Source organism: Pseudomonas paraeruginosa, assembly GCF_003025345.2.
GTDB classification, from domain to species: Bacteria; Pseudomonadota; Gammaproteobacteria; order Pseudomonadales; family Pseudomonadaceae; genus Pseudomonas; species Pseudomonas paraeruginosa.
In genome coordinates, this window is record NZ_CP020560.1 from 2,182,872 (window position 1) to 2,207,344 (window position 24,473).

The following is a 24,473-nucleotide window of genomic DNA, read 5'->3' on the forward strand; positions in this document are numbered from 1 at the left end:
CCCCGCCAGGTTCAGGTGCCTGCCGCGAGGCGCCGGGCGGCGTCGCGGAGGATCCGCTCGGTGCCCTCCCAGCCGAGGCAGCCGTCGGTGATCGAGACGCCGTAGCGCAATTCGCCGCCGAGTGCCTGGCAGCCGTCGAACAGGTGGCTTTCCAGCATCACCCCGACCAGGTCGCTGGCGCCCGCCAGGCGCTGGTCCAGCACGCTGGCGAGGACGCCGGGCTGGTTCAGCGGGTTCTTGCCGCTGTTGGCGTGGCTGCAATCGACCATCATCCGCGTGGCGATGCCCTGGCTTTCCAGGGCCTGGCGTACGGCCTGCACCTGCTCGGGGCCATAGTTCGAACCGTGGCGGCCGCCGCGCAGCACCACATGGGTGTCCGGGTTGCCACGGGTTTCGATCAGCGCCGGGTGGCCGTGCGGGTCGAGGCCGAAATGGCGATGGCCGTGGGCCGCCGAGCGGATCGCGTCGCAGGCGATGCCGACGCCACCGTCGGTGCCGTTCTTGAAGCCCACCGGCAGACCGAGGCCGCTGACCAGTTCGCGGTGGATCTGCGATTCGCTGGTGCGCGCGCCGATCGCCGCCCAGCTCAGCAGGTCGTCGAAGTAGCCGGCGGCCAGCGGTTGCAGCAATTCGGTGGCCAGCGGCAGGCCGAGGCGCAGCATGTCCAGCATCAGTTGCCGGGACAGCCCCAGGCCGGCGGCCATGTCGTCGCTGCCATCCAGGTGCGGATCGTAGGCGAGGCCCTTCCAGCCCACCGTGGTGCGTGGCTTTTCCACGTAGGCGCGCATCACCAGCAGCAACTGGCCGTCGAGTTCGTCGCTCAGCGCGGCGAGGCGTTCGGCGTATTCGAGGGCGGAGCGGGGATCGTGGATCGAACAGGGGCCGACTACCACCAGCAGGCGCGGGTCGTCGCCGTCGAGGATGGCGCGGATGGCGTCGCGGCTGGCGGCGACCTGGCTGGCCAGCTCCAGCGGCAACGGCTGGCGGGCCTTGAGTTCGAGCGCGCTGGGCAGGCGCTCCAGCGCGGTGCGGGCGGCGGCGCTGGGCAGGGCGACGGCCTGGACGTTGGGCGAAAGGGCGGTCAGTGCGGATACGGATGAATTCATGGTCTGGCTTCCTGGGCTGGCGGCGGGCGTCCCGCGCGCGTCGTGCCCTATCGAGGTGTTCGGCGATGTCGTGTCCTGGCGAGCGGCTGGCAGCCGTCGCTAAATCGCCAGGTGTTGAGCGGGTAGCCAGTGCGGTAGCGGTATGCGGTCATGATCGATGTCCTGTGCGTTCGTCTGTGGTTGTGGCCTTGTGGGCCGGGAAAACGGGCCGGAAAAACAAAACCCCCGGTCGGGGAGCCGACCGGGGGTTTGCGTGTGCAGGGTAGGCGTCCCGTATACCGTGGGCGCCGTTGGGGTATCAGGCGCCGGAGTGGCTAAACCAATACCCGAAGAAATACGCGGCACGGGGTGCCTGCGGCGCACGCGCGCGCAACGGCAGGCCAGGGCGCGAGGCGCTGGAATGCAGGTGCGGATGGCGGGTGTGCGGCATGGGTTTCTCCCGTGGACGAGTCCCGAGCTTACTGCAAGCGAGGCGGCCGGTTCAACGACTGTTTCACGGTTCGATACCGGCGCTGGCGGCCTGATAGACTTGGCGGTCTGTATTTCCGTCCGTTGCAGGAATCCCCATGAGCGCTACCGTGCATTATCCCTTGTCCGCCGTGGTCGCCGCCGACGAGCTGAAGCTGGCGCTGTGCCTGGCCGCGGTCGATCCGGCGATCGGCGGGGTACTGATCGAGGGGCCGCGCGGAATGGCCAAGTCGACCCTGGCGCGGGGCGTCGCCGAGCTACTGCCGGAGGGGGAGTTCGTTACCCTGCCGCTGGGCGCCAGCGAGGAGCGCATCGTCGGCAGTCTCGATCTGGACGCCGCTCTCGGCGAGGGTCGCGCGCGGTTTTCCCCGGGCGTGCTGGCCAGGGCCGACGGCGGCGTGCTCTACGTCGACGAAGTGAACCTGCTGCCGGACCACCTGGTGGACCTGTTGCTCGACGTCGCCGCCAGCGGCGTCAACCTGGTCGAGCGCGACGGCATCTCCCACCGGCATCCGGCGCGCTTCGTGCTGATCGGCACGATGAACCCGGAGGAGGGTGAGTTGCGTCCGCAACTGCTGGACCGTTTCGGCCTCGATGTACGCCTCGACAGCCAGCCGCGGCCGGCCGAGCGCGCCGAGATCATCCGTCGCCGGCTGGCCTTCGACGCCGATCCGCAGGCCTTCGTCGCGCGCTGGGCCAGCGAACAGGAGGCACTGCGCCGCCGTTGCGCCGAGGCGCGCCGGCGGCTGGCGCGGATTCCCCTGGACGACGCGGCGCTGGACAGCATCGCCCGGCGCTGCTTCGAGGCGGCGGTCGACGGCCTGCGCGCCGACCTGGTCTGGCTGCGCGCGGCGCGCGCCCATGCGGCCTGGCGCGGCGGCGAGAGGATCGAGGCGGAGGACATCGACGCGGTGGAACATTTCGCCCTGTCGCATCGTCGCCGCCAGCAGTCACCGCCGACCTCGGCGGCGAATCCACCGCCCGCGGCGCCCCCCGCCAGCGGAGCGGCGGGTACCGCCGGTGGCGAAGGCCAGTGGGGCGAGCTGCCGGCGCAGCCGGTGGCCATGGGCGTTGCCCGCGAGCTGCCGCGCTGGGCAAAAAAGCCCTGAGCATCCGCCCGCGCTCGGTCATGGGTGCGGATGCCAGGACCAGACCCGGGGCGCTGCGCGGCGGTCGCAACGGCGCTCTCAGCCAGGGCGCGGAGGGCGCCATCCAGTGGCTGCCGACCCTGCTGCGCGGGCGCCCACGGCAACGCCGCGATCTGTTGCGGCAACCGCGGAGCCGAAGGCCCGGCGAACTCTGGCTGGTGATCGTCGACGCTTCCGCCAGCACCCGTCGGCACGGCGCCCTGGCCCAGGCCAAGGGGCTGCTGGCGAGCCTGTTCGAAGAGGCCTACCGGCAGCGCGCGCGCCTCGCCGTGCTGCATGCCACTGGCGCTCGGGCGCAATGGCTGTGGCAGGGGCAGAAGGTCTCGCGGGAGCTCCAGGACTGGCTGCAGCAGCTCGGCGCTGGCGGCGGTACGCCGCTGCTCGACGCCCTGGGCCAGGCTGCCGACTGGCTGGCGCGCCGGCAACGACAGAAGCCTGCCGAGCGGCAATGCCTGCTGCTGCTTACCGACGGCCGCCTGCGCGACTGGCCGGCCGTACCGGCGGCCGCCTGCCCGAGCCTGCTGGTCGACCTGGAAAGCGGCCCGCTGCGCCTCGGCAAGGGCGAGCGCCTGGCCCGGGAACTGGGCGCGCAGTACTTGCACATCAGCGCGCTGCAGCCCGCCTGAGAGTGCCGGCCGCCCAATGAAAAGGCCCGGCGCATGCCGGGCCTCGAGGGAGTTCTGCGCCGGCGGCCCGGCGCAGGACGGTCGCGGTTACTTGATGAAGTCGTGGCCCCAGCGCTCGATCTGGCTGGCGCTCTTCTGCATCTGCAGCGAGGACCTGGCTTTCTGTCCGGCGGCGGCGATCTCGTCGTCGACCACCTTGGTCGACAGCGACAGCCAACTGGTCACGAAGGCCATGGCATCGCTGTGGATCTCCAGGGCGTCCTGGTTGATGTTGGCGATGCCGTCGCACTTGCTGTGGTAGCACTCGTCGTAGGCCTTGCCGGCGGTGCCGCCGTACTTCTGCGCCTGTTCTTCGGTCTTCAGACCCTCGGCGCCGGTGAACAGGCCGCCGAAGGCGATGCCGCTGTTGAAGAATTCGGCGTAGTCGGAGCGGAAGTCGATCTCGGTGCCTTCCGACTGCTGGCCGCGCAGGCGGAAGTAGGCCTCGAACAGGCGCTCGATGGCGGCCGAGCCGGGCGGGCCCTGCAGGCCGAAGTCGGAGCCGTCGCCGTCATAGATGAAGTTGCCGAAGTTCGGCGAACCGATCATGTCGAAGTTCAGGTAGGCCTTGATCTTCTTCTTCTCTTCCGGTGCGAGGTTCTGCACGTAGTAGGTCGAGCCGACCAGCCCGGCTTCCTCGGCGCCCCACCAGGCGAAGCGCACCTTGTTCACCGGCAGCGCCTTGGCCAGCAGCACGGCCATTTCCAGCTGAGCGGCGCTGCCCGAGCCGTTGTCGTTGATGCCGGGACCTTCGAACACCGAGTCGAGGTGCGCGCCGACCATCACCACGTTGTTCGGGTTGCCGCGCCGGGTCTCGGCGACCACGTTGTAGGTCTCGGTCTTCTTGCGTACCACGTCGACCACCAGGTGCAGCTGCAGGTCCGGGGTCTGCGACCAGGCCACGCCGTTGTCGTAGGTGGCGAAGATCACCGGGATACCGCCCTCGTAGGATTCGCCCACGGTGACGTTCTCCAGGCCCTTGCGGTCGTCGGTATTGCCCTGGTTGAAGATGATCACCCCGGCGGCGCCGGCGGCCGCGGCGTTCTCGGCCTTCTGTTCGAAGTTGCAGGTGCCGCGCTGGATCAGCGCGATCGAGCCGGCCGCGAAGTTGGCGAAGTCTTCCGCCTCGCAGCCGCTGGTGGAGGTGTTGCCGGCGCCGAGGGACAGGTCCACTGGGACCACCTTGGCGGTGACGTCGCCGGCCTCGGTCTGCGACAGGTAGGTGAAGTCCTTCTCCCATTCGTAGGTGACCGGCTGCGGCACGGTGGCGCTCAGGCTGCCCGGGCCTTTCGGATAGTAGGCGGTGAACGGGAAGGGCTGCACCGAAACCTTGTAGCCGGCCTTCTCCAGCGTCTGCTTCACGTAGTCGACGGAGGCCTGGTAGCCCGGCGTGGCGGCGGCGCGGTTGCCGTCGTTGAGGGTGGCGATGTCCTCGAGCTTCTGCAGGCGCTTCGTCACGTTGCTCGCCTGCAAACAGCGTGGCAGTCCGAGCGGGGTGCTGACCAGCAGCGGTGACTTGCAGATCGACGGGTTGGGTTTGCCCGGGGTCCAGAACTCGGTGAACTGTTGCGCTTCCGAGGGGGCTGCCAGGCTCGCGGCGGAGACCGACAGGGCCAGGGCGCCGAGGGCGAATCTGAGATTGTTCTTGTTGCTCATGAGACTCCGTTCCTTGTGAGGCGATTATCGATAAGCCGTTGATGGCATGGCGCTATTGCCCGTGATACGGCCTCGGGCACGGCCTGACTGGCAGACTAGGAGCGGTTTCCGGGCTGTCCCGGCGTATTTTCGAAAACGTGAAGTCGATCAACTTTTTGCAGAGGGATCGCTGATAGCTCGCTGGCGCGACAGGGTTCGGCTTTCTATCGTTATTGCCCCCCGTCGAGGGCGGGTGGCCGTTGGTCGGACGTGGGGAGACCGCGTGGAGCGGGGTGGGCGGTCTGGCACGCGGCCCAGCGCGCGAAGCACGGACGCTGGCGACAGCGCTGTCACAAATTTGTCGAGCTTTTTGTATACATTTGTCTGGATATTTGAGGATCGAATTGTCTACAGTGTGCGCAGAACAATAAAAGCGAGAAAAGCGCACCATGAAAACCACGTCCCCCGGAACTCCTCCCGTTCCACGTCCTGAAGACGAGAACCTCGGTGTCGGCGCGAACATGGCCTACGGCCTGCAGCATGTGCTGACCATGTACGGCGGTATCGTCGCGGTCCCGCTGATCCTCGGCCAGGCGGCCGGCCTGGCGCCCGGCGACATCGGCCTGCTGATCGCCGCCTCGCTGTTCGCCGGTGGCCTGGCGACCCTCCTGCAGACCCTCGGGGTGCCGTTCTTCGGCTGCCAGCTGCCGCTGGTCCAGGGGGTCTCGTTCGCCGGCGTGGCGACCATGGTGGCGATCATCGGCAGCGGCGGCAGCGGCGGCATCCCCGCGGTGCTCGGCGCGGTGATGGCGGCCTCGCTGATAGGACTGCTGATCACGCCGGTCTTCTCGCGCATCACCAAGTTCTTCCCGCCGCTGGTGACCGGTATCGTCATCACCACCATCGGCCTGACCCTGATGCCGGTCGCCGCGCGCTGGGCGATGGGTGGCAACAGCCAGGCGCCGGACTTCGGCAGCATGGCCAACATCGGCCTGGCGGCGATCACCCTGGTCATCGTGCTGTTGCTGAGCAAACTCGGCAGCGCCTCGATCTCGCGCCTGTCGATCCTCCTGGCGATGGTCATCGGCACCGTCATCGCGGTGTTCCTCGGCATGGCCGACTTCTCCAGGGTCACCGAAGGGCCGCTGGTCGCGTTCCCCACGCCGTTCCATTTCGGCATGCCGACCTTCCACGTCGCCGCGATCATCTCGATGTGCATCGTGATCATGGTGACCCTGGTGGAAACCTCGGCGGACATCCTCGCGGTGGGCGAGATCATCGACACCAAGGTCGACTCCCAGCGCCTGGGCAACGGCCTGCGCGCGGACATGTTCTCCAGCATGCTGGCGCCGATCTTCGGTTCCTTCACCCAGAGCGCGTTCGCCCAGAACGTCGGCCTGGTCGCGGTGACCGGAATCAAGAGTCGCTACGTGGTCGCCACCGGCGGGCTGTTCCTGGTCATCCTCGGGCTGCTGCCGGTGATGGGCCGGGTGATCGCCGCGGTGCCCACCGCGGTGCTCGGCGGCGCCGGCATAGTGCTGTTCGGCACGGTCGCCGCCAGCGGCATCCGCACCCTGTCGAAGGTGGACTATCGCAACAACATGAACCTGATCATCGTCGCCACCTCGATCGGCTTCGGCATGATCCCGATCGCCGCGCCGAGCTTCTACGACCATTTCCCCAGCTGGTTCGCCACCATCTTCCATTCCGGCATCAGCTCCTCGGCGATCATGGCGATCCTGCTCAACCTGGCGTTCAACCACTTCACCGCCGGCAATTCCGACCAGCAGTCGGTGTTCGTCGCCGCCAGCGAGCGGACCCTGCGCTACCAGGACATCGCTGCGCTGCACGAGGGCGACTATTTCCTCGACGGCAAGCTGTACGACGCCCAGGGCAACGAGGTACCGCTGGCTGGCGAGGACTGCCATGGCGCGCCGCCGCGACGGCGCAGCGAAACCGTGGAAGCCGGTAGCGCCTGAGCGCCCGGCGGATGAGAAACGGCCCTCGTCGAGAGGGCCGTTCGCATTGGCGGCTCAGAACAGCGTCCGGCCCTGGTCCAGGCGTTGGTCCACCAGCCATTTGCCGTGGGCGATGGAGGCGCGCTGGGCGTTCTCCAGGTCGGCGAGAAAGGCGAAGCGTACCGGCAGCGCGATACGCTTGCTGGTGTGGCCGTCCGGGTCGGTGATGTGGCAGCCGCCGGCCCAGGGCGTGGGAATCCCAGGGTGTTCGACGACGTCGGCGGTGATGGTGTGGTCGCGGTGCTGGCAATGCAAGCTGGTCATGGCCTGTCCTCTCTGTCGGAGGCCGACCCGGCTACCTGCGCGACGCTTGCTGTTGCCACGGAGGAGCCTCGGGGCGGCGAGGTTTTACCTGCGTGTCCCTACCTCTATAGCAGATGCCCGCCGGCAGGCCGTGGCAGCCGACGAAGGGGCGACGCTCAGGAACGCCCGCGGCGGCCAAGCATGCGTTCCAGCGTGCCGTCGCGGCGTACCCACTGGTGGTAGCCGGCGGCGATCGCGTGGAGCAGCACCACCGAGGTGCTCAGCCACAGGCCGAGCACGCGGTGAACGGCGTCGAAGGGCTTCTCGAACGCCTCCCAGCTCAGGTTCCAGGTCTGCGAAATCCAGGCGAACAGCGCGGTGTCCTTGAAGCTGGGTATCACGAACAGGCCGAAGTCGGTGGGCAGGCGGGTGCCGACGTAGCCGGTGAACGGCATCACCAGCATCAGGGCGTACAGCGACAGGTGCGCATAGTGCGCCAGGCGGTGCTCCAGTGGCGTCCCGGGGACTGCTGGCAGGCGTGGTCCGCGCAGCCGCGAGACGATCCGCGGGATCAGCAGCAGGCCGACCAGCAGGCCCAGTACCCAGTGCAGGTTGAGCACCGGCAGGCGTTGCGGGTGATCGTGGCCGAGCACCCAGATGACGAAATAGGCCAGCGCGATCGCGCCGATGAAGCAGAACGCCATGCTCCAGTGCAGCAGGCGGGTGGTCAGGCTGTAGACGGTCGCTGGATGCGTCACGGGAATGCCTCGCGGATAATGAAGGTGTGCAATCTATGAAACGTCCGGGAGCACGATCAAACGTATTTATGGATGATCGATAACGGAAAATTTAATCGAAACTTTCAAGTATGAAGTCCATTGCACCGAAACAGTGCTGGAATACACTTTTCCAGTAAGGGCGGGATAATTCCGGGCGGGATCATTGCAAGTTGATTTTTCCTTCGCCGAGGCTGACGCACCACGCCGGGAGAGCCTGGAGGCGGCGCGCGAAGCCCCCGTGAGCATCATCGGGAAATATATTGCGTTTCTTTCCGCTGACGTTTTGCCGACAGCAAGCTGACACAGATGTAATTGAACTTGATTGCTTCATCTCTATAGTCTTTGAACACTTCGCCGTGCACTTGAAAGGACGGCAGCTACATATCTTGCGTCTTTTCCGCCCTGACGGTTTCCCGAGGTGAGCATGAGTAGTGAGCACGATGGCAAGGACCAGAGTGACCTGTTTTCGCCGTTGCCTTACCTGCTGGGTTCCGGCGCTGTCGTGCTCATGACCCTGTTGCTGCGCTGCCTGTTCTGCCCGGGCGAGCAGTTCTGAGCGCCGATTCATCGGCGCCGCGCACTCTTCCGGCAACCAGTGTCCGCAGCCGGGCAGGACATGGTCTTCGGCGTCGTCCGCCCAGCTTTTCGTCTGCTCCAGCCGGACTCGCCCATGCCGCCACCAGCGCCACCGACAGGGGGCATGCTCGGTATCTTCAGACCGATCTTCGCCAGTTTGGCGTCCTGGCCGGTATTGCTGACGGCGGTCGAGCGGTCGCTGCGCGCCTGGCCCTGAGCGCTGCGGTCAGGCCGCCGCGCTGCGCCGCAGCCAGTCCAGCAGCAGCGCGGCCGGTTCACCGACTCGCAGCGGCCGCGGGGTCAGCAGGTGATAGCTGCTGCCGTCGGCGAGGAACCCCAGCGGCGCCGCCAGCAGGCCGGCGGCGAGGTCGTCGCGCACCAGCTGCCAGGGGCCGATGGCCACGCCGAGCCCGGCGGCGGCGGCCTGCAGGCTCAGGTAGAAGTGCTCGAAGCGCTGGCCCGCGGCGCTGGCGGGAGCCTGTCCGGCGAGCTCGGTCCAGGTGTCCCAGGCCTGGGCGCGGCTCGCCGTGTGCAGGCGCGGAGCCTCGGGCTTCAGCCGTGGCGCGCCGGCCTCGCCGGCCTGGATGTGCCGGGTGGCGTCGCCGGCCCGGCAGACCGGCCCGACCTGCTCGTCGAACAGCCAGTGGGCGTGGCTGCCGGGCGGCCAGGGGAAGTCGTTGCGGCGGATCGCCAGGTCGATGCCGCGGCCGAAGGCGAACGGCCCGCCGCCGGCGACCAACTGGATCGACAGCTGCGGCTGTTCCGCCATGAACCCGGCGATCCGCGGGATCAGCCAGCGCATAAGCAGGGTCGGCTCGCAGGACAGCACCAGAGCCGTGGGTCCGGCCTCGGCGCGCAGGGCGTCGCTGGTGCGCTCGATCAGGTCGAGGGCCTGGCCGGTGCCGTCGAGCAGGCGGCGCCCGGCCGCGCTGAGGAACACCCGCTGGCCGCGCCGCTCGAACAGCGCGCAGCCGAACTCCTCTTCGAGACTCCGTACCGCGCGGCTGATCGCACCGTGGGTCAGGCACAGGGCCTCGGCGGCACGGGAAAAATTCTCCAGGCGGGCGGCGGCCTCGAAGCAACGCAGGGCGTTCAGCGAGGGTAGGCGACGGCGTCTGAATTGTGAGTTCTCCTCACCATGATTGTCAGTATTCATCGTTCTCGCTCGGCGCTGGATACAGGTAAATTGCGCCATACATTCTACCTGGGAACCTTCCTGGCATGACAGAGCTGATAGCTTTCCTGACCATCACCGTGCTCGCGGTGATCAGCCCCGGCGCCGATTTCGCCATGGTCTCGCGCAACAGCCTGCTGTATTCCCGCCGCGCCGGCCTGCTTACCGCGCTGGGCATTGGCGCGGGAGTGACGGTACATGTCGGCTACAGCATCCTCGGCGTCGGTATGCTGGTGCGCGAGTCGCTGGCGCTGTTCACCGCGCTGAAGCTGGTGGGCGCGGCCTACCTGGTGTTCCTCGGCCTGCGCATGCTGCTGGCGCGGGAGGTCGCGGTGGCGGACGAGGTGGCGGGCGGCGCCGGGGTTTCGTCCTGGGCGATGCTGCGCGGCGGCTTCCTGACCAATGTGCTCAATCCGAAGACCTGCCTGTTCGTGGTCAGCCTGTTCATGCAAGTGATCGATCCGCATAGCGTCCTGCCTGCGCAACTGGGCTACGGCGCCTTCATCGTCGCTGCCCACCTGGCCTGGTTCGGCCTGGTCGCCTGCTTCCTTTCCAGCCCGCCGGTCCGCGCCCGGCTGGTACGTTTCCGCCGGCGCATCGACCAGTTCTTCGGCGCCCTGCTGGTGGGCTTCGGCGTGTTGCTGGGGACGAAGAGTTCGTGAGCGCGCGCCACTGATGGCCGCCTGCCGCCTTTGAGCCGGGCCCGGCGGCTCCCTACAATGCGTCATTCATGCCGTCGCCGCTGCGCGACGGTCCCAGGAGTCCGGGACGCACGGGAGTTGCATGGACAAGGGAGCGAAGCTGTTCGCCGTCTTCTGGGTGGTGCTCGGCCTGGGCCTGGTGGTCGGCCTGCCGGTAGGCATCCATTTCATTCTCGGCCAGTACGACGATGCCCGTTTCAGCGGGCCGCAACTGGCGTTCGAAGAGCAGGGGCGCGCCTACCTGGCATTCACTCTCGACGAGTACCGGGCCGACGAAGTGGACAATGGCGTGGTCCACGGCAGCAGCCGGGTCTACGCCCAGGTGGTCGACCTCGCGGACGGCCGCCTGCGCTGGAGCACGCGACTGGACGCCGACAACGAGCGCGGCGACGACTGGGGCGCGGGTGAACTGCTCGGGCAATCGTCGCGCTACCTGTTCTACCTGCGCAACGCGCTCTACGTGCTCGACCGGCGCAGCGGCGAGCCGGTGCTGGCGTTCGACGAGCTGGAGCGGCGCACTGGAGGCCTGCCGTTGAAGTCGGCGCCCTGGGGGAAGGACGCCTATCGCTACGACCAAGGCCGGGGCGGATTGCTGATGCTCGCCCTGGACGGCCGCGTCTGGTTCCTCGACGGTGACAGCCTGGCCCTGCGCGAAGCCCCGGAGGTGGATGCGGCGCGGTACTTCCATGGCGACCCGCCGGCGCCAGCGGGCTCCGGGATCGCCTGGCAGGCGCCGGGCCTGGCGCGACTGCCCGACGGGCGCCTGCTGGTCTTCGCCAGCGACCACGAGGCCCGCGCCCTGGAACGCGGCGAGGCGCTGCCGGCGGCGAACGAACGGCTGCGGCGCCAGCGCCTGCAGCTCGGCACGCTGGATTGGCGTTCGCCTGCCGGCAACCGGCTGGCGCCCTTGCTCGACACGGCTTTCCTGCGGGCCGGGCTGTTGCCGGATCCGGACTCCGCCGAAGCGGCGGCGAAGCTGTTCGACGAACCCGCCGAGCGCGAGCGCCAGCGCCCGCACCTGCCGCCCGAGCCGCAGCCGCCGGCGGAGTTCGACGAACGGCTGGAGCGCTTCCCCGGCCCCCGCGCGTTCCTCGCCGCACGCGACGCCTATCGCCAGGAACGGCGACGCTGGATCGCCGCGCACGAGTCCTGGCGCGACCGCGTCGCCGCCCTCGAGGCGGCGGCGGACGCCGAGTATCGGCGCCGCCGCGACGAGCAGGCACGCGAGCAGGCGCTGTATCGCCGCTATGCCCAGGCGCTGCCCGGCGGCGCTTCCGGACTGGCGCGGCGGCCCTGGCAGGTGGAAGGCAACTGGCTGGTGGTGCACCGGCGCAGCCTCGCCGAACGCAGCGAGCTGCTGCTCAGTTCGGTATCCGCCGGGGGCCACCTGAACTGGACCCTGGAGCTGCCCGTCGAGTACCCCGAGCGGTTGTTCCGGCTGGACGGGGAGAACCTGCTTCTCAGCGGGCGCGCAGAAGATGGTGGACGCGTGCTGCGGGTCGACCTGCGCTGCGGCGCTGGCGTCGCCCATCGCCTCGCGCGCGGCGCCGGCGCGCCGTTGCGGCGGATCGAATGGCCGGAGGCAAGGCCATGAACGCGGGCCAGCGGCGCACACGAGGCATCTTCGTCGAACAGGCGTAGCAGCGCGGCGACCGCCGGCGAGGGCGCGCCGCGCGCCTGCTCAGGTGCTTCGAGCCGCTGCAGGCGCGGCGGCGGGGCGAGCAGTACCTGCTCGGCGATTTCGGCGTGGCCGATGCCTATCCGTTCAGTGTGCTGCGCGGACGCCATGCTTCGCCATCGAGCCACGCCGCTGGTCGGCGCTGGCGCAGGGCGGTTGGTCAGGCGTCCTTGAGGAGGAACACCCGGCCGTCCACCAGGCGGGTCAGGCGGATGCGCAGCAGCAGGGTCTGGTGGGCGGCGAAGAACTCCCCGAGGCGCTCGCGCGGAACGCCCAGGCCCTCGCTGTCGCCGGGACCCACCGCGCTGTAGCCGACCGGTTGGCGCGGCGGGTCGAACAGCGGCTGGGCGGAGACGCTGAGCGACAGGCTGTCCACGGCGAAACCGGCGAGCAGTTCGTCGAGGGCCTGTACCGACAGATGGATCGAACGGTACGCGGGGTTGTCCTCGTAGGGGTGGACATCGGCGATCACCCGTTCGTAGAAGCGCTGTTCGAAACGCCGGTCGCTGTTCAGCTTGCGGAAGAACTGGATGAAATAGTCGTGCACTTCCTGGCCGAGGTCGTCGCAGACGTGACTGACCAGGTTCAGGTAGCGCGGCGAGCGCTCGGCGATGCCCGGATCGAACTGGTCGATGCGGCGCTGCCAGGGGAAGCTTCCGGCGGACGTCTTGTAGTCGGCGTCCTCGACTTCCAGGGCGGCGCGGATCAGTTCCAGGCTGAGCGGATTCTTCGGTCCGCGGTCCTTGAGCGCCAGGGTGGAATGATTCTCGCCGTCGAGGATCGCGAAGGCGATCTCGCCACGCGAGCGTTCCAGGCTCCAACCGGGCCTGGCGCGCTGGCGCACGTCCAGCTCCAGGGTCAGGCGGCGGGCGTTGAGGTTGGCGGTGGAGATGCGCACCGTGCCGTCGCCACCGGCTTCGTTGGCGATGGCCTCCACGCCGTTGTAGCCGACGTTGCCCACCAGCACCGTGGCGAGCAGGCGGCCGGCGCCGTACCAGCTCTCGGCGGCGAACAGGTCGCGCTCGGCGAGAGTCCAGGAGTACGGCGAGCCGAGTTCCAGGCCCTTGAGCACCTGGGTGCCGGTCTGGCCGACGAAGCGGTTCCAGCCTTTCAGCACGCGGCCGATGAAGGAGCGCCCCTTGTGCGCCAGCGGCGAGCCGAAGTTGGCCGGGGCGAGCATCAGCAAGCGCTTGACCGGCGCGCTGGCCGGGGTGAAGCGGCGGGTCAGCCAGTCGCGCAGGACCAGCGCGCCGGCGCTGTGCACCACCACGTCCACGCTGCGCGGCGCCCGCGACAGGCCACTGGCGGTCCAGGCGCGGTCGAGGGCGGTGGCGAGATCGGCGTAGGTGACGTCATCCTGCAGGGAAACCCAGTCGGCCAGGCGGATCTGCGTCGGCGCGCTGCCGAACCAGGCCTCGAGTTGCTCGGCGAGGCGGCGGAACGACTTCGAATCGTCGCTCCAGCCGTGGACGATGACGATCGAACGGGGCATGTCTAGAGTTCTCCGGCGCGGCTCCTGCGGACTATAGTTCAGCGCCCGCAGCCGCGGGCGCGACCTGTGAAAACATCCAGGATGCGCCTGCCGGTCCTGGAGGACGCATGCCGCCGTCGCCGTTTCGCATCCGCCCGGGTCGCCGGGCCGACCGCGCCGGCCTGCTGGCCATCGACCCGCTCGCCCGCGAGCAGGCCGGGCGCCGCGCATTCCTCGGCGGACGCCTGGGCCAGGGCGAATGCCCGCTGGCCGAAGCGCCGTGGCGGGCTATCGTCAGGAGAGGCCGGCTCAAGTTTGCCCGGCCGGCAACGATAGCCTGGGAAGCCCTGTCGAGGATGACGACATGCCGCAATGGTTCGCTGATCTCTCGTTTCGCAGAAAGATCGCCCTGCCGATCCTTCTGCTTGCCGTGCTGCTGTTGCTGGTGGGCGCGCTCGCCGTACACGGCCTCGCTCAATTGAATGAGTCCAACCAGCGCCTGGGCAAGCGTTTCCTTCCCGGCATCGCCCTGCTGCTGAATGCCGACCGCGACCTGTACCAGGCCTTCGTCGCCGAGCGCAGCCTGCTCGCCGGCCACCTGGCCCCCGAGCAGGTGACAGGGTTGCGCGGCGACCATGCGGAGAACCTGCAGCAGGCGCTGGACCGGGTCCGCCAGTATGCGGCCATGCAGCCGGGCGAGGCGGCCCAGGCCAAGGTGGCCGAGTTCGAGCGGGGCTATGCCCTCTGGAGCGCGACTTCGGCGCGGGTACTGGCGCTGGCGGCCAGTGACCCGGCCGCTGCCGCGCAGCTCAGCTACGGCGACAGCGACCGGCAGTTCGGCGCCATGCGCGAAGCGATCGACCAGCTCGACGGGATGGAGGAGACGGCCGCGACCGGCGAAGGCGCCGCGGCCGCCGCGCTGGGCGAGCGCCACCGCTGGCAGCAGATGGCGCTGGTGGCGTTCGGCCTGCTGGTGTGCCTGTCGCTGGTGCTGGTGTTCCCCGGCCTGGTGACCCGCCCGCTGCAGCGGCTGTTGCAGCGCCTGGAGGAAATCGCCAACGGTGATGGCGACCTGCGGGTGCGCCTGGAGGTCGTCTCGCGCGACGAGCCCGGGCGTCTCGGCAGCGCCTTCAACGCCTTTCTCGACAAGTTGCAGCCGCTGATCCGCGAGGTCGGTCGGGTCACCGGCGAGGTGGCCGGCTCGGCCGGTTCGCTGGCCGGCATGACCGCCGCCAACGACCGCCTGATCAGCAGCGAACACAGCGCAGTGGACCAGGTCAGTACCGCCGCCACGCAGATGAGCGCGGCGGTCCACGAAGTGGCGCGCAACGCCCAGAGCGCCGCCCAGGTGGCCCATGAGGCGCGCGAACAGGCGCGGCAGGGGGCCGGTGTGGTGGAGGCGACCATCGAGGCGATTCGTCAGTTGGCGCGCGAGGTGGAGAGCAGTTCCGAGAGCATCGAGCAACTGGCCCAGGAAACCGCCAGCATCGACGCGGTGCTGACGGTGATCAAGGGCATCGCCGAGCAGACCAACCTGCTCGCTCTCAACGCGGCGATCGAGGCCGCGCGGGCCGGCGAGCAGGGGCGCGGTTTCGCCGTGGTCGCCGATGAGGTGCGGGCGCTGGCGGCGCGCACCCAGGACTCGACCAAGGATATCCAGGCGCGCATCGAGCGCCTCCAGTCCGGAGTGCGCAACGCGGTACGCGCCATGCAGTCGGGCAGCCTGAAGGCGCGCGACAGCGTCGAACGCGCCGCTGGCGTCGACGGCGTGCTGGCCGCCACCGGCGAGGCGGTGGGGCGGATCAACGACCTCGCCGCGCAGATCGCCTCGGCCTGCGAGGAGCAGAGCCGGGTGATCGACGACATCGCGCGCAACATCAGCGACGTCCGCGAACTCTCCGCCCAGGCAGCGGAACACTCCGAGCAGGGCACCGGCGCCAGCCGCCGGCTGTCCGAACTGTCCTCGGAGCTGGCGCGGCTGGTCGGGCGTTTCCGCGTCTGAGCCGCCGCTGCCGCTTCAGCGCGGCAGCAGCCAGAGCAGCATGCCGGCCAGCGCAGCCGGCAGCGCGAAGACCAGCAGCAGGATCGGCAACTCTTCCTGCAGGCCGTAGCCTGCATGGCGCACACCGATCCACAGGTTGACCAGGGCCACGCCCAGCCAGACGGGGACGAACAGCGTCGCGGCCAGGCCCAGGCTGGCCGGATCGCCACCCCAGAGCTTGCCGAACAGCAGGAACAGGCCGAGCAGGACGATGCCGCCGGCGATCACCAGGGTCACGTGCATGGGGATTCCCGTTGGCAGGCGGCGGCCGCCGCGTTGGCGGCCGCTGCGCGGCTCACTTGGTGGTGTAGCCGCCGTTGATGAGGATGGTCTGGCCGGTGATCCACCAGCCGTCGCTGACCAGGTGGCGGATGAACGGCACCACGTCCTCGATATCGGTCAGGCCGGTCCTGGAGAACGGCGACAGCGCCGCGGCGGTCTTGTGGTAGGCCACCGCGTCGGCGCCTTCGGCGGGGTAGAAGAACGGCGTGTCCATCGGTCCCGGGCCGACCGCGGTGACCGAGATGCCGCGCGCGCCGAACTCCTTGGAGGCGGCGCGGGTGAAGTGCTCGACCGGCGCCTTGGTGCCAGCGTAGGCGGCGTAGTAAGGGGTATAGGCGCCGAGCAGGGAGGTCACCAGGGTGCAGATCTTGCCGTTGTCGTTGACATGCTTGCCGGCCTCGCGCAGGAAGAAGAACGCCGACTTGGCGTTGACCGCGGACATCTCGTCGTACTCGGCTTCGCTGATTTCGGTGAAGGGCTTCTTCAGCACCTTGCCCACGGTATTGATCGCGATGTCCGGCTTGCCGACCGCGGCCATGGTGTCGGCGAACAGCCTTTCCATGGCCGCCGCGCTGGTGAGGTCGCCCTGCAGGGCCACGGCCTTGGCGCCGGCGGCCTGCAGCGCGGCGACGGTGGCGTCGGCATCGGCCTTGCTCGCCGCGCTGTTGTAATGGATGGCGATAGCCTTCGCGCCGTGGCTAGCGAGATCGCGGGCGATCAGCCCACCCAGGTTCTTGGCGCCGCCGGTGATGAGGACGGTCTTGCCCTTGATGGAGTGGTCGGCCATGAGGTGTTTCTCCTACGGTGAGTGGAGAAAACAGTGTAGGTAGCGCTGCCCGCGGGATTAATCAGGGTGGCCTGGATAGATTGTCCAGAAACGCCGATCAATTGCCGTCCGCGCTGGACAGTGCCGGCTGCACGAATCTTCTAGAACGCCAGTCCGGGCACGTTATAGTCGCGACGATGAACTGTTCCACGGGAAAATGCCGACGCGCGATGGGAAGCCGAGACTGGATCGACCTGGCCCGCGACGCCGAGACCGGGATCGAAACCCTGCGCGCCCATTTCGAGGGCCATGCCTACGATCCGCACTGGCACGACAGCTACCTGATCGGCTACACCGAGATCGGCGTGCAGCAATTCAACTGTCGCCGTCGGCGCCACGACAGCACCGCCGGCCAGGTATTCCTGGTCGAGCCGGGGGAGATCCACGACGGTCGTGCGCCGAGCGCCGGCGGCTTCACCTATTCGATGCTGTACCTGCAGCCGGACTGGCTGCGGCGCGAACTGCAGGCGACCTTCGCCGATGCGCCCGGCGACCGCGATCCCGGCTTCCACGCCAATCTTACCGAAGATCCGCGCCTGACCCTGGCCATCGCCCAGGCTTTCCGCGTCCTGCATGGCCGCGAATTGCGGCTGCTGCGGCAGACCGCCCTGGAACTGGTGCTGGAACGGCTGCGCGTCCACCTCGGCTGGCGCGAGGCGAAGCCGTTCGATCCGCGCCTGCCGCTGGTGGCGCAGAAAGCCCGCGACTACCTGCACGCGCACTTCTACCAGGACATCGGCCTGGACGAGCTGGCCAGCGCCTGCGGTACCGACCGCTTCCGTCTGAACCGTGCATTCAAGGCCGCCTACGGCTTGCCGCCCTACGCTTACCTGGTCCAGCTGCGCCTGGCCAGGGCGCGGCAGATGCTCGCTGTCGGCGGGCAACCGGCGGACCTCGCCAGTGCCCTCGGCTTCGCCGACCAGAGCCATCTCGGGCGCTGGTTCCGCCGTGCCTACGGGATGACCCCGGCGGCCTACCGCCGGCAATGCACCCAGCTTCCAGACTGAGAGCCGGCGGGCCGCCAGGATGAGGGCTCCCCCTCAATGGAGCCCGCCCATGCAATCCCTCGTTCCCTTCCTGCTGTTCGCCGTCGTCGCCTCGATCACCCCGGGGCCGACCAATATCCTGGTCCTGAGCAACAGCCAGCGCTACGGCCTGGCCGCTACCTGGCCGATCGTGATCGGTGCCTGCGCGGCGGTGGCGGCGCTGATCCTGCTGCTCGGGCTGGGCCCGGGCGAGCTGCTGCGGCGCCACCCATTGGCCCGGCAGGGGCTCGCCTGGCTGGGCGTGGCCTGGCTCAGCTACCTGGCCTGGAGTCTGTTCCGCGCCGCCGGCGGCATCGACGACGCGGAAGCGCCACGGCGCCTCGGCGTGCTCGGCGGCGCGGCGCTGCAACTGGTCAACCCCAAGGCCTGGATGATGGCCCTGGCCGCGCTGGCGCTGTTCGCCGGCGAGGGCGCCGGACAGGCCGGGCGGATCGGCCTGCTGGCGCTGCTGTTCTTCCTGGTCTCGCTGCCGTGCCTGGCCAGCTGGGCCTTGCTCGGCGTCGGCAGCGCGCGGCTGCTGCGCTCGCCGTCGCTGATGAAGCGCTTCAACCAGGGCATGGCGCTGGTGCTGCTGGCCTCGGCCTGGGCCGCGCTGCTGCTGTGAACCGATCCGGTAGCTTCCTGACAAACCTCTGGGTTGGTACGCGGGGCCCGGGTTGGCTATGGTGGGACGATCCGTAGCCATGGCGCGGCCGCCGTCAGGACGCCGCGCAAGGAACCCCCATGTTGAAACCCGACATCACCGCCTTCTTCGACCCGGCCACCTCCACCTACAGCTACGTGGTGCGCGACCCGTCCAGCCGCGCCTGCGCCATCCTCGACCCGGTGCTGGACTACGACCCGGCTGCCGGGCGCACCAGCCATGCCAGCGCCGAACGCCTGATCGCCCACGTTCGCCAGCACGACCTGCAGGTGCAATGGCTGCTGGAGACCCACGTGCACGCCGACCACCTGTCGGCGGCCATCTTCCTGCAGCGCGAGCTGGGCGGGCGCCTGGCCATCGGCGCGCGAATCACCCAGGTGCAGGCGAAATTCTCCGGCCTGTTCAACCTCGGCGAGGCGTTCCCGGTGGACGGCCGCCAGTTCGAGCACCTGTTCGAGGACGGCGAGTCGTTCCGCATCGGCGCCCTGGAATGCCGCGCGCTGCATACCCCGGGGCATACCCCGGCGTGCATGACCTACCTGGTCGGCGACAGCGCCTTCGTCGGCGATACCCTGTTCATGCCCGACTACGGCACCGCCCGCTGCGACTTCCCCGGCGGCGACGCGCGCCAGTTGTATCGCTCGATCCAGCGCCTGTTCGCGCTGCCCGACGCGACCCGCCTGTTCATGTGCCACGACTACACGGCGCCTGGCCGCGACGAGCACCGCTGCGAAACCAGCGTCGGCGAGCAGCGCCGGCACAACGTGCACGTCCGCGAAGGCGTCGACGAGGAGGCGTTCGTCGCCATGCGCCAGCAGCGCGATGCCAGCCTCGGCATGCCGACCCTGATGCTGCCGGCGATCCAGGTCAACATGCGCGGCGGCAACCTGCCGCCGGTGGAAGGCAACGGGGTGCGTTACCTGAAGATCCCGCTGGATCTGTTCTGATCAGCTGCGGCGCCGCAGCAGGAGAATGAAGAACAGCCCGCCGATGGCGGCGGTGGCGATGCCGATGGGCAGGTCCTGGGGGGCGATCAGGGTGCGCGCGGCGACATCCATCCAGACCAGGAACAGCGCGCCGAGCAGGGCGCACACCGGCAGCAGCCGGCGGTGCTCGGCACCCACCAGCAGGCGCGCGGCGTGCGGCAGCATGAGACCGACGAAGCCGATCGCGCCACTCACCGAGACCAGCACGCCGGTCAGCAGCGAGCAGCAGACGAAGACCCACAGGCGTACGCGGCGGGCGTCCAGGCCGAGGGTCACGGCGGTCTGTTCGCCGGCCATCAGCGCGTTCAGCGCGCGGCCCAGGCCGAGCAGCAGCAGAAGGCCGCCGGCCACGCACAGCGCCGGCAGCCAGATCAGCGACCAGCGCGCCAGGCCGAGGCCGCCGAGCATCCAGAACAGTACCGAGGAGGCGGCGCGGTGGTCGCCGAGGAACAGCAGCAGGTTGGCCAGCGCCAGCAGCACGAAGGACACCGCGACCCCCGCCAGCAACAGCCGCTCGCGGCCCAGGCGGCCGCCGCGGCTGGCCACGCCGAGCACCAGCAGCATGCTGCCGAGGGCGCCGAGGAAGGCCGCCAGCGGCAGGGTCAGCAGGCCGATCACCTCGCCGATGTAGAGCACGACCAGCACCGCACCGAGGGTCGCACCGGAGGTGGCGCCGAGCAGGTGCGGATCGGCCAGGGGATTGCGCGTGACCGCCTGCAGCGCCGCGCCGACCAGCGCCAGGCCGGCGCCGACGCAGGCGCCGAGCAATACCCGCGGGGCGCGGATCAGCCAGACGATATGCTCCTGGCCGGCACTCCAGGCGCCGGGCTCCGCGGCCACGCCGAACAGGCGCTGGAGGACGATGCGGCCGACCAGGCCGCTGTCCAGTCGCGCCGGGCCGAAGCCGAGGGCGACCACGCAGGACAGGCCGAGCAGCAGGACCAGGCCGGCCAGCAAGAGGAAATAGGCGCGCGGGCTGCGGAACAGGGTCATGGACGTGGCGCCCGAGGGTGGAAGCCGGCGACCAGGGTCTCGATCGCCGCGGCGTTGCCGATGCCCGGCGTGGCCTGGTTATAGGGCAGGACGATGAAGCGTCGCTCGCGGATCGCGGTCAGGCTGCGCAGCGCCGGGTTGTCTTCGAGGAAGCGCTGCTTCTGCGCGGCGCTGGTCTCGCCGTAGTCGACGATGACGATCACCTGCGGATCGCGGGCGACCACGCTTTCCCAGTTGACCTGGGTCCAACTGGCCGCCACGTCGTCGGTCACGCTGCGACCGCCGGCGGCCTCGATCAGCGCCTGCGGCATGCCCAGGCGGCCAGAGGTGAAGGGGCGGTCCTCGCCGCTGTCGTAGAGGAATACCCGCGGCGCCTCGGCGTTCGCCGGGATGCCGGCGCGGGCGCGCTCGATGCGTGCCTGGAGGCTGGCGATCAGGCGCTCGGCGCGCGGTTCGACGTCGAAGATCCGCCCCAGGTTGTGCAGGTCGCGGTACAGCTCGTCGAGGCTGGCGCGGCGCGGCTCGCCGATCTGCGCGCAGGATTCGCTCAGCTCGTAGACCTTCACCCCCAGCGGCTCCAGGCTGGCCGGGGTGAGGTCGCCGCCGACGCGCATGCCGTAGCCCCAGCCGGCGAAGAAGAAGTCGGCGTCGACATCGAGCAGGGTTTCCGCCGTGGGGTAGCGCGCCACCAGCTCGGGCAGCGGCTTGAGCGCGGCGATCAGTCCGGGATCGGCATTCTTCCACCAGCCGCTGATGCCGGTATAGCCGACCATGCGCGTCTGCAGGCCGAGGGCGACCATCATCTCGGTGAGGTTGATGTCGTGGCTGACCGCGCGCGACGGCGCCCGCTCGAAAGTCACCTCGCGCTCGCAACTGCGCACGCTGAGCGGATAGTGGTCGGCCAGGGCGGCATCGGCGCAGGCGAGCAGGACGCCCGGCAGCAGGTGGCGCAGGAGTGCGTGCTTCATGCTTGGGTAATCCAGGTCAGGCGCGGGTGGTCGGCAAGGGGATGGCGGTCGACCAGGGCGCGGACGCCGAACACCCGCCACAGCAGGTCGGCGTCGAGCACCTCGGCCGGCGTACCCTGGGCGACGATGCGGCCGCCGTCGAGCACGTAGAGGCGATCGCAGAAGGCCGCCGCCAGGTTGAGATCGTGGAAGCTCGCCAGGGTACTCAGGCCGAGGCCGCGCAGCAGGCGCAGGAGTTCCAGCTGGTAGCGCGGGTCGAGGTGGTTGGTCGGTTCGTCGAGGATCAGCAGGCGCGGCTCCTGGACCAGCGCGCGGGCCAGCAGGGTGCGCTGCTTCTCGCCACCGGAGAGGCTGGCGAAGGGGCTCGCGGCGCGCCCTTCGAGACCGACCGCGAGCAGTGCTCGCTCGACTCGCCGACGGTCGTCCGCGCCGTGGCCGTCGAACAGGCCCTGGTGCGGCGTGCGGCCCATGGCGACCACGTCGTCGACGGCGAGGCCGAAGTCCTCGGGGAATTCCTGCAACACCACCGCGATGCGCCGGGCGGCCCAGCGCGGCGGTTGGCGCCAGAGGTCGTCGCCGTCGAGCACCACCCGGCCGCGCTGCGGTCGCGCATAGCGGAAGGCGCAGCGCAGCAGGCTGGTCTTGCCGCTGCCGTTGGGGCCGATCAGGCCGACGAAACTGCCGGCCGGGACTTCCAGGTGCACGCCGCGCAGCAGCTCGGTGGAGGCGTCGGGCGACCAGTGCAGGGCATCGAGGTGAAGGGACGACATGGCTACTCGCAGGTCCGGTGGTTCAGCAGAGACGATTGCCGCGGCGCCGGCTTCAGAAACTGAAGTCGGCGGTGACGTTGAACGAGCGCGGCTGGCCCATGATCCATTGCTGGCCGTTGTTGTTGTCAGCCAGGGCGTACTGGCGGTCGAACAGGTTGTACAGCTCGAGGCCGAGGGTCAGGTCCGGCCGTACCCGCCAGCCCAGGTTGGCGTCGACCACCGTGTAGCCGGGCAGGCTGGCCTGGTTGGCGGCGTCGGCGTAGCGCCGGTCGACGTAGCGCAGCCCGGCGCCGACGCGCAGGGTATCGGCGAAGGACTTGTCCAGCCAGAGGTTGGCGGTGCGCCGTGGCACGTTCTTGGGGCGGTTGCCGTTGCGCGAGTAGGTCTGCCCGCCGACCGATTCGTCGAAGTCGTCGTATTCGGCACGCACCAGCGCGGCGTTCGCCGACAGCCGCCAGTCCTGGGCCAGGTTCAGCTCCAGGCTGGCCTCCAGGCCGTCCGAACTCTGCTGGCCGACCTGCTGCGCGTCGTGCGGCGGCAGCGGGCTGGCGCTGAGCAGCTTCTTCTTGACGATATGGTAGGCGGCCAGGGTCCATTCGCCGCGACCTTCCGGGAACAGCTGCTTGAGGCCGACCTCGGTCTGCTTCGAGTGGGTCAGGTCCATCTGCTGCTGGGTCGGGCTGAGGGTGATCAGGTTGCTCACGCCGTCCTCGCTGGTGGAGTACTGGCCGTACAGCGACAGTTCCGGGGTCAGCGCGAAGACCAGCCCGGCGCGCCAGTTGCCGCCCTGCAGGCTGCGGTCGCTGTGGCTGCCGTCGCGCAGGTCGGCGCGCTCGATATGGTTCTGGTCGCGGCGCACCCCGGTCACCAGCGACAGGCGCTCGTTGAGCTGCAGGCGGTTCTCGGCGAACAGGGCGAAGGTGCGGGTCTGGCTGCGCGAGTGCGGCCGGTAGGGCGAGCGGCTTTCGAAGTAGCCGGGCGCGGGATGCCAGGGGTCGATGCTTTCGCCGCCGTCGACAACGTCCTCGTATGGCGCGTTGTTGGTCAGGCGGAAGCGGATGCGGTTGTACTCGGCGCCGATCAGGGTGCGGCTGTCGAGGCCGAACAGGGCGTGCTGGAAGGCGAAGGTCTGGCGGTCGCCGATCTGCTCCTGCTCGTGGCTGATGCGCAGGTAGTCCTTGCGCAACAGCTCTTCGCGCGGCACGTCCCATTCGTAGGTTTCGGCGTTGCGCCAGTGGCGGCGGGCCTTGATGTAGTACAGCTGGTTGCTCGCGCTGACGCTGTCGGAAAGGCTCCAGTCGGTGGTCAGGCGGGTCCACTGGTCGTTGTAGCGCTGCACGTCGTTGCGCACGTTGTAGTTCTTCTCGCGCAGGCGCTTGTGGTACTTGCCGCCGACCAGCGGGGTGCCGAAGTCGTTCATCGGCTCCTGGTCGCCATAGTCGTGGGCGAGGGTGAAGGCCAGATCGTCGCTGGCCTGCCAGCGCAGCGCCGCGCTGATGCCCAGGTTGCGCGAGTCGCCACGGTCGATCCAGCCGTGGCTCTGCTGCTGGTTCAGGTTGAGCCGGTAGCTGAGGCTGTCGGTCAGCGAGCCGCCGCTGTCCAGGGCCAACTGGCGGTTGTCGTAGGAACCGTAGCCAAGGCGCAGGTGGTTGCGGATCTCGCCGGCGAAAGGCTTCTTCGGCACCACGTTGATCACCGCGCCGGTGGCGCCTTCGCCGTACAGCACCGAGGCCGGGCCGCGGATCACGTCGATGCGCTCGACCATCCACGGATCGCTGGGGAAGTTCACCGTGCCCATGCCGGTGTACAGGCGCGTGCCGTCGAACAGTTGCATCACCGACGCATGGCCGCTGAAGCCGCGCGCCGAGAGGCCGGTGCCGCCGTCGCCGGGGGTGCCGATGAAGCTGATACCGGGGCTGCGGGTGACGGCGGCCTGGACGCTGGGGTTGTTGCGCCCGCGGACTTCCGCGCCGCTGATGCTGCTGGTGCTGGCCGGGGTATCCAGGGCGCTGAGGCCCAGGCGCGAACCGGCGTCGACCGGGGTGGCGAGGTCGATGTGGTCGGCTTCGGCGGGATCCTGGCGGGCGCTGACCCACTGGCTGGGCAGGGCGAGGGCGGCTTCTTCGGTTTCGGCGAGGGCGGGCGGCACCAGCAGCAGGCTGGTGGACAGGCCGAGGGCGAAAGGCTCGGTGCGCAAACGGCTGAAGCGGGGCATGGGCGTTCCATCTCATGACCGGGCAGGACGGAACGCGCGGG

General features: G+C 69.3%; 22 protein-coding genes. 10 read left to right on the forward strand and 12 right to left on the reverse strand.

Going from position 1 to position 24,473, the window contains the following annotated elements:
- Nucleotides 1-11: 11 nt before the first annotated feature.
- Nucleotides 12-1,106: a 3-deoxy-7-phosphoheptulonate synthase gene (locus tag B7D75_RS10470; protein WP_012075191.1), complete on the reverse strand. Its 1,095-nt coding sequence runs from the start codon at nt 1,104-1,106 to the stop codon at nt 12-14.
- 566 nt (nt 1,107-1,672) lie between these two features.
- Between B7D75_RS10470 and B7D75_RS10475 the strand changes: the two genes are divergently transcribed.
- The gene (locus B7D75_RS10475; protein ID WP_012075192.1) at nt 1,673-2,683 is read left to right on the forward strand and encodes an ATP-binding protein; all 1,011 of its coding nucleotides are present in this window, start codon (nt 1,673-1,675) and stop codon (nt 2,681-2,683) included.
- Nucleotides 2,684-2,703: 20 nt separating this feature from the next.
- On the forward strand, nt 2,704-3,348 hold the full coding sequence (locus B7D75_RS10480) for a vWA domain-containing protein (protein ID WP_012075193.1): 645 nt from the start codon (nt 2,704-2,706) through the stop codon (nt 3,346-3,348).
- A gap of 87 nt (nt 3,349-3,435) precedes the next feature.
- Here the strand turns inward: B7D75_RS10480 and paaP are convergent, their stop codons facing one another.
- Nucleotides 3,436-5,043, reverse strand: a complete 1,608-nt coding sequence (paaP, locus tag B7D75_RS10485) for an aminopeptidase PaaP (RefSeq protein WP_107113979.1) — start codon at nt 5,041-5,043, stop codon at nt 3,436-3,438.
- Between the two features lie 428 nt (nt 5,044-5,471).
- On the opposite strand from paaP, the gene B7D75_RS10495 reads away from it, so the two are divergent.
- Complete coding sequence (locus B7D75_RS10495) at nt 5,472-7,001, forward strand: nucleobase:cation symporter-2 family protein (protein WP_012075195.1); 1,530 nt, start codon at nt 5,472-5,474, stop codon at nt 6,999-7,001.
- 54 nt (nt 7,002-7,055) lie between these two features.
- On the opposite strand, the gene B7D75_RS10500 is transcribed toward B7D75_RS10495, so the two are convergent.
- Both B7D75_RS10500 and B7D75_RS10505 read right to left on the reverse strand, forming a co-directional pair.
- Nucleotides 7,056-7,304, reverse strand: a complete 249-nt coding sequence (locus B7D75_RS10500) for a hypothetical protein (protein ID WP_003150765.1) — start codon at nt 7,302-7,304, stop codon at nt 7,056-7,058.
- A 155-nt stretch (nt 7,305-7,459) separates the two neighbouring features.
- Nucleotides 7,460-8,041 (reverse strand): cytochrome b, encoded by a 582-nt coding sequence (locus B7D75_RS10505; RefSeq protein WP_034078504.1) that lies wholly within the window; start codon nt 8,039-8,041, stop codon nt 7,460-7,462.
- Nucleotides 8,042-8,486: 445 nt separating this feature from the next.
- Between B7D75_RS10505 and B7D75_RS29905 the strand changes: the two genes are divergently transcribed.
- Nucleotides 8,487-8,618, forward strand: a complete 132-nt coding sequence (locus tag B7D75_RS29905; RefSeq protein ID WP_003150767.1) for a hypothetical protein — start codon at nt 8,487-8,489, stop codon at nt 8,616-8,618.
- Between the two features lie 246 nt (nt 8,619-8,864).
- On the opposite strand, the gene B7D75_RS10515 is transcribed toward B7D75_RS29905, so the two are convergent.
- Nucleotides 8,865-9,794: a LysR family transcriptional regulator gene (locus B7D75_RS10515; RefSeq protein ID WP_107113980.1), complete on the reverse strand. Its 930-nt coding sequence runs from the start codon at nt 9,792-9,794 to the stop codon at nt 8,865-8,867.
- 65 nt (nt 9,795-9,859) lie between these two features.
- Here B7D75_RS10515 and B7D75_RS10520 point away from each other — a divergent pair, with 65 nt between their 5' ends.
- Nucleotides 9,860-10,474 carry a LysE family transporter gene (locus tag B7D75_RS10520; RefSeq protein WP_107113981.1) on the forward strand — a complete coding sequence of 205 codons (615 nt, stop codon included), beginning with the start codon at nt 9,860-9,862 and terminating at the stop codon, nt 10,472-10,474.
- Nucleotides 10,475-10,595: 121 nt separating this feature from the next.
- Complete coding sequence (locus B7D75_RS10525) at nt 10,596-12,107, forward strand: PA2928 family protein (RefSeq protein WP_311622352.1); 1,512 nt, start codon at nt 10,596-10,598, stop codon at nt 12,105-12,107.
- A gap of 244 nt (nt 12,108-12,351) precedes the next feature.
- Here B7D75_RS10525 and B7D75_RS10530 read toward each other — a convergent pair whose 3' ends face one another.
- Nucleotides 12,352-13,683, reverse strand: a complete 1,332-nt coding sequence (locus B7D75_RS10530; protein WP_012075200.1) for an esterase/lipase family protein — start codon at nt 13,681-13,683, stop codon at nt 12,352-12,354.
- A gap of 343 nt (nt 13,684-14,026) precedes the next feature.
- Here B7D75_RS10530 and B7D75_RS10535 point away from each other — a divergent pair, with 343 nt between their 5' ends.
- Entirely contained in the window at nt 14,027-15,664 is a 1,638-nt protein-coding gene (locus tag B7D75_RS10535) for a methyl-accepting chemotaxis protein (RefSeq protein ID WP_034078508.1), read from the forward strand.
- Nucleotides 15,665-15,679: 15 nt separating this feature from the next.
- On the opposite strand, the gene B7D75_RS10540 is transcribed toward B7D75_RS10535, so the two are convergent.
- Both B7D75_RS10540 and B7D75_RS10545 read right to left on the reverse strand, forming a co-directional pair.
- Complete coding sequence (locus B7D75_RS10540) at nt 15,680-15,946, reverse strand: hypothetical protein (protein ID WP_003157742.1); 267 nt, start codon at nt 15,944-15,946, stop codon at nt 15,680-15,682.
- A 52-nt stretch (nt 15,947-15,998) separates the two neighbouring features.
- The gene (locus tag B7D75_RS10545; protein ID WP_012075203.1) at nt 15,999-16,772 is read right to left on the reverse strand and encodes an SDR family oxidoreductase; all 774 of its coding nucleotides are present in this window, start codon (nt 16,770-16,772) and stop codon (nt 15,999-16,001) included.
- 209 nt (nt 16,773-16,981) lie between these two features.
- Between B7D75_RS10545 and B7D75_RS10550 the strand changes: the two genes are divergently transcribed.
- From B7D75_RS10550 to B7D75_RS10560, 3 genes are all read left to right on the forward strand, one after another.
- Entirely contained in the window at nt 16,982-17,818 is an 837-nt protein-coding gene (locus tag B7D75_RS10550; RefSeq protein WP_012075204.1) for an AraC family transcriptional regulator, read from the forward strand.
- 49 nt (nt 17,819-17,867) lie between these two features.
- The gene (locus tag B7D75_RS10555; RefSeq protein ID WP_043103413.1) at nt 17,868-18,461 is read left to right on the forward strand and encodes a LysE family translocator; all 594 of its coding nucleotides are present in this window, start codon (nt 17,868-17,870) and stop codon (nt 18,459-18,461) included.
- Between the two features lie 119 nt (nt 18,462-18,580).
- Entirely contained in the window at nt 18,581-19,447 is an 867-nt protein-coding gene (locus tag B7D75_RS10560) for an MBL fold metallo-hydrolase (protein WP_034078512.1), read from the forward strand.
- Here the strand turns inward: B7D75_RS10560 and B7D75_RS10565 are convergent, their stop codons facing one another.
- Genes B7D75_RS10565 through B7D75_RS10580 form a run of 4 tightly spaced genes read right to left on the reverse strand, consistent with a single transcriptional unit; the run spans nt 19,448 to nt 24,432 of the window.
- A complete protein-coding gene (locus B7D75_RS10565; protein ID WP_053817008.1) occupies nt 19,448-20,479 on the reverse strand; it encodes a FecCD family ABC transporter permease in 1,032 nt (343 codons plus the stop codon). It lies immediately after the preceding gene.
- Entirely contained in the window at nt 20,476-21,447 is a 972-nt protein-coding gene (locus B7D75_RS10570) for an ABC transporter substrate-binding protein (RefSeq protein WP_107113982.1), read from the reverse strand. The genes B7D75_RS10565 and B7D75_RS10570 overlap by 4 nt, the downstream gene beginning before the upstream one ends.
- A complete protein-coding gene (locus tag B7D75_RS10575; protein ID WP_033997764.1) occupies nt 21,444-22,217 on the reverse strand; it encodes an ABC transporter ATP-binding protein in 774 nt (257 codons plus the stop codon). The genes B7D75_RS10570 and B7D75_RS10575 overlap by 4 nt, the downstream gene beginning before the upstream one ends.
- 52 nt (nt 22,218-22,269) lie before the next feature.
- Nucleotides 22,270-24,432, reverse strand: coding sequence for a TonB-dependent receptor (locus tag B7D75_RS10580; protein ID WP_034078515.1), 2,163 nt, complete (start codon nt 24,430-24,432; stop codon nt 22,270-22,272).
- Nucleotides 24,433-24,473 lie beyond the last annotated feature (41 nt).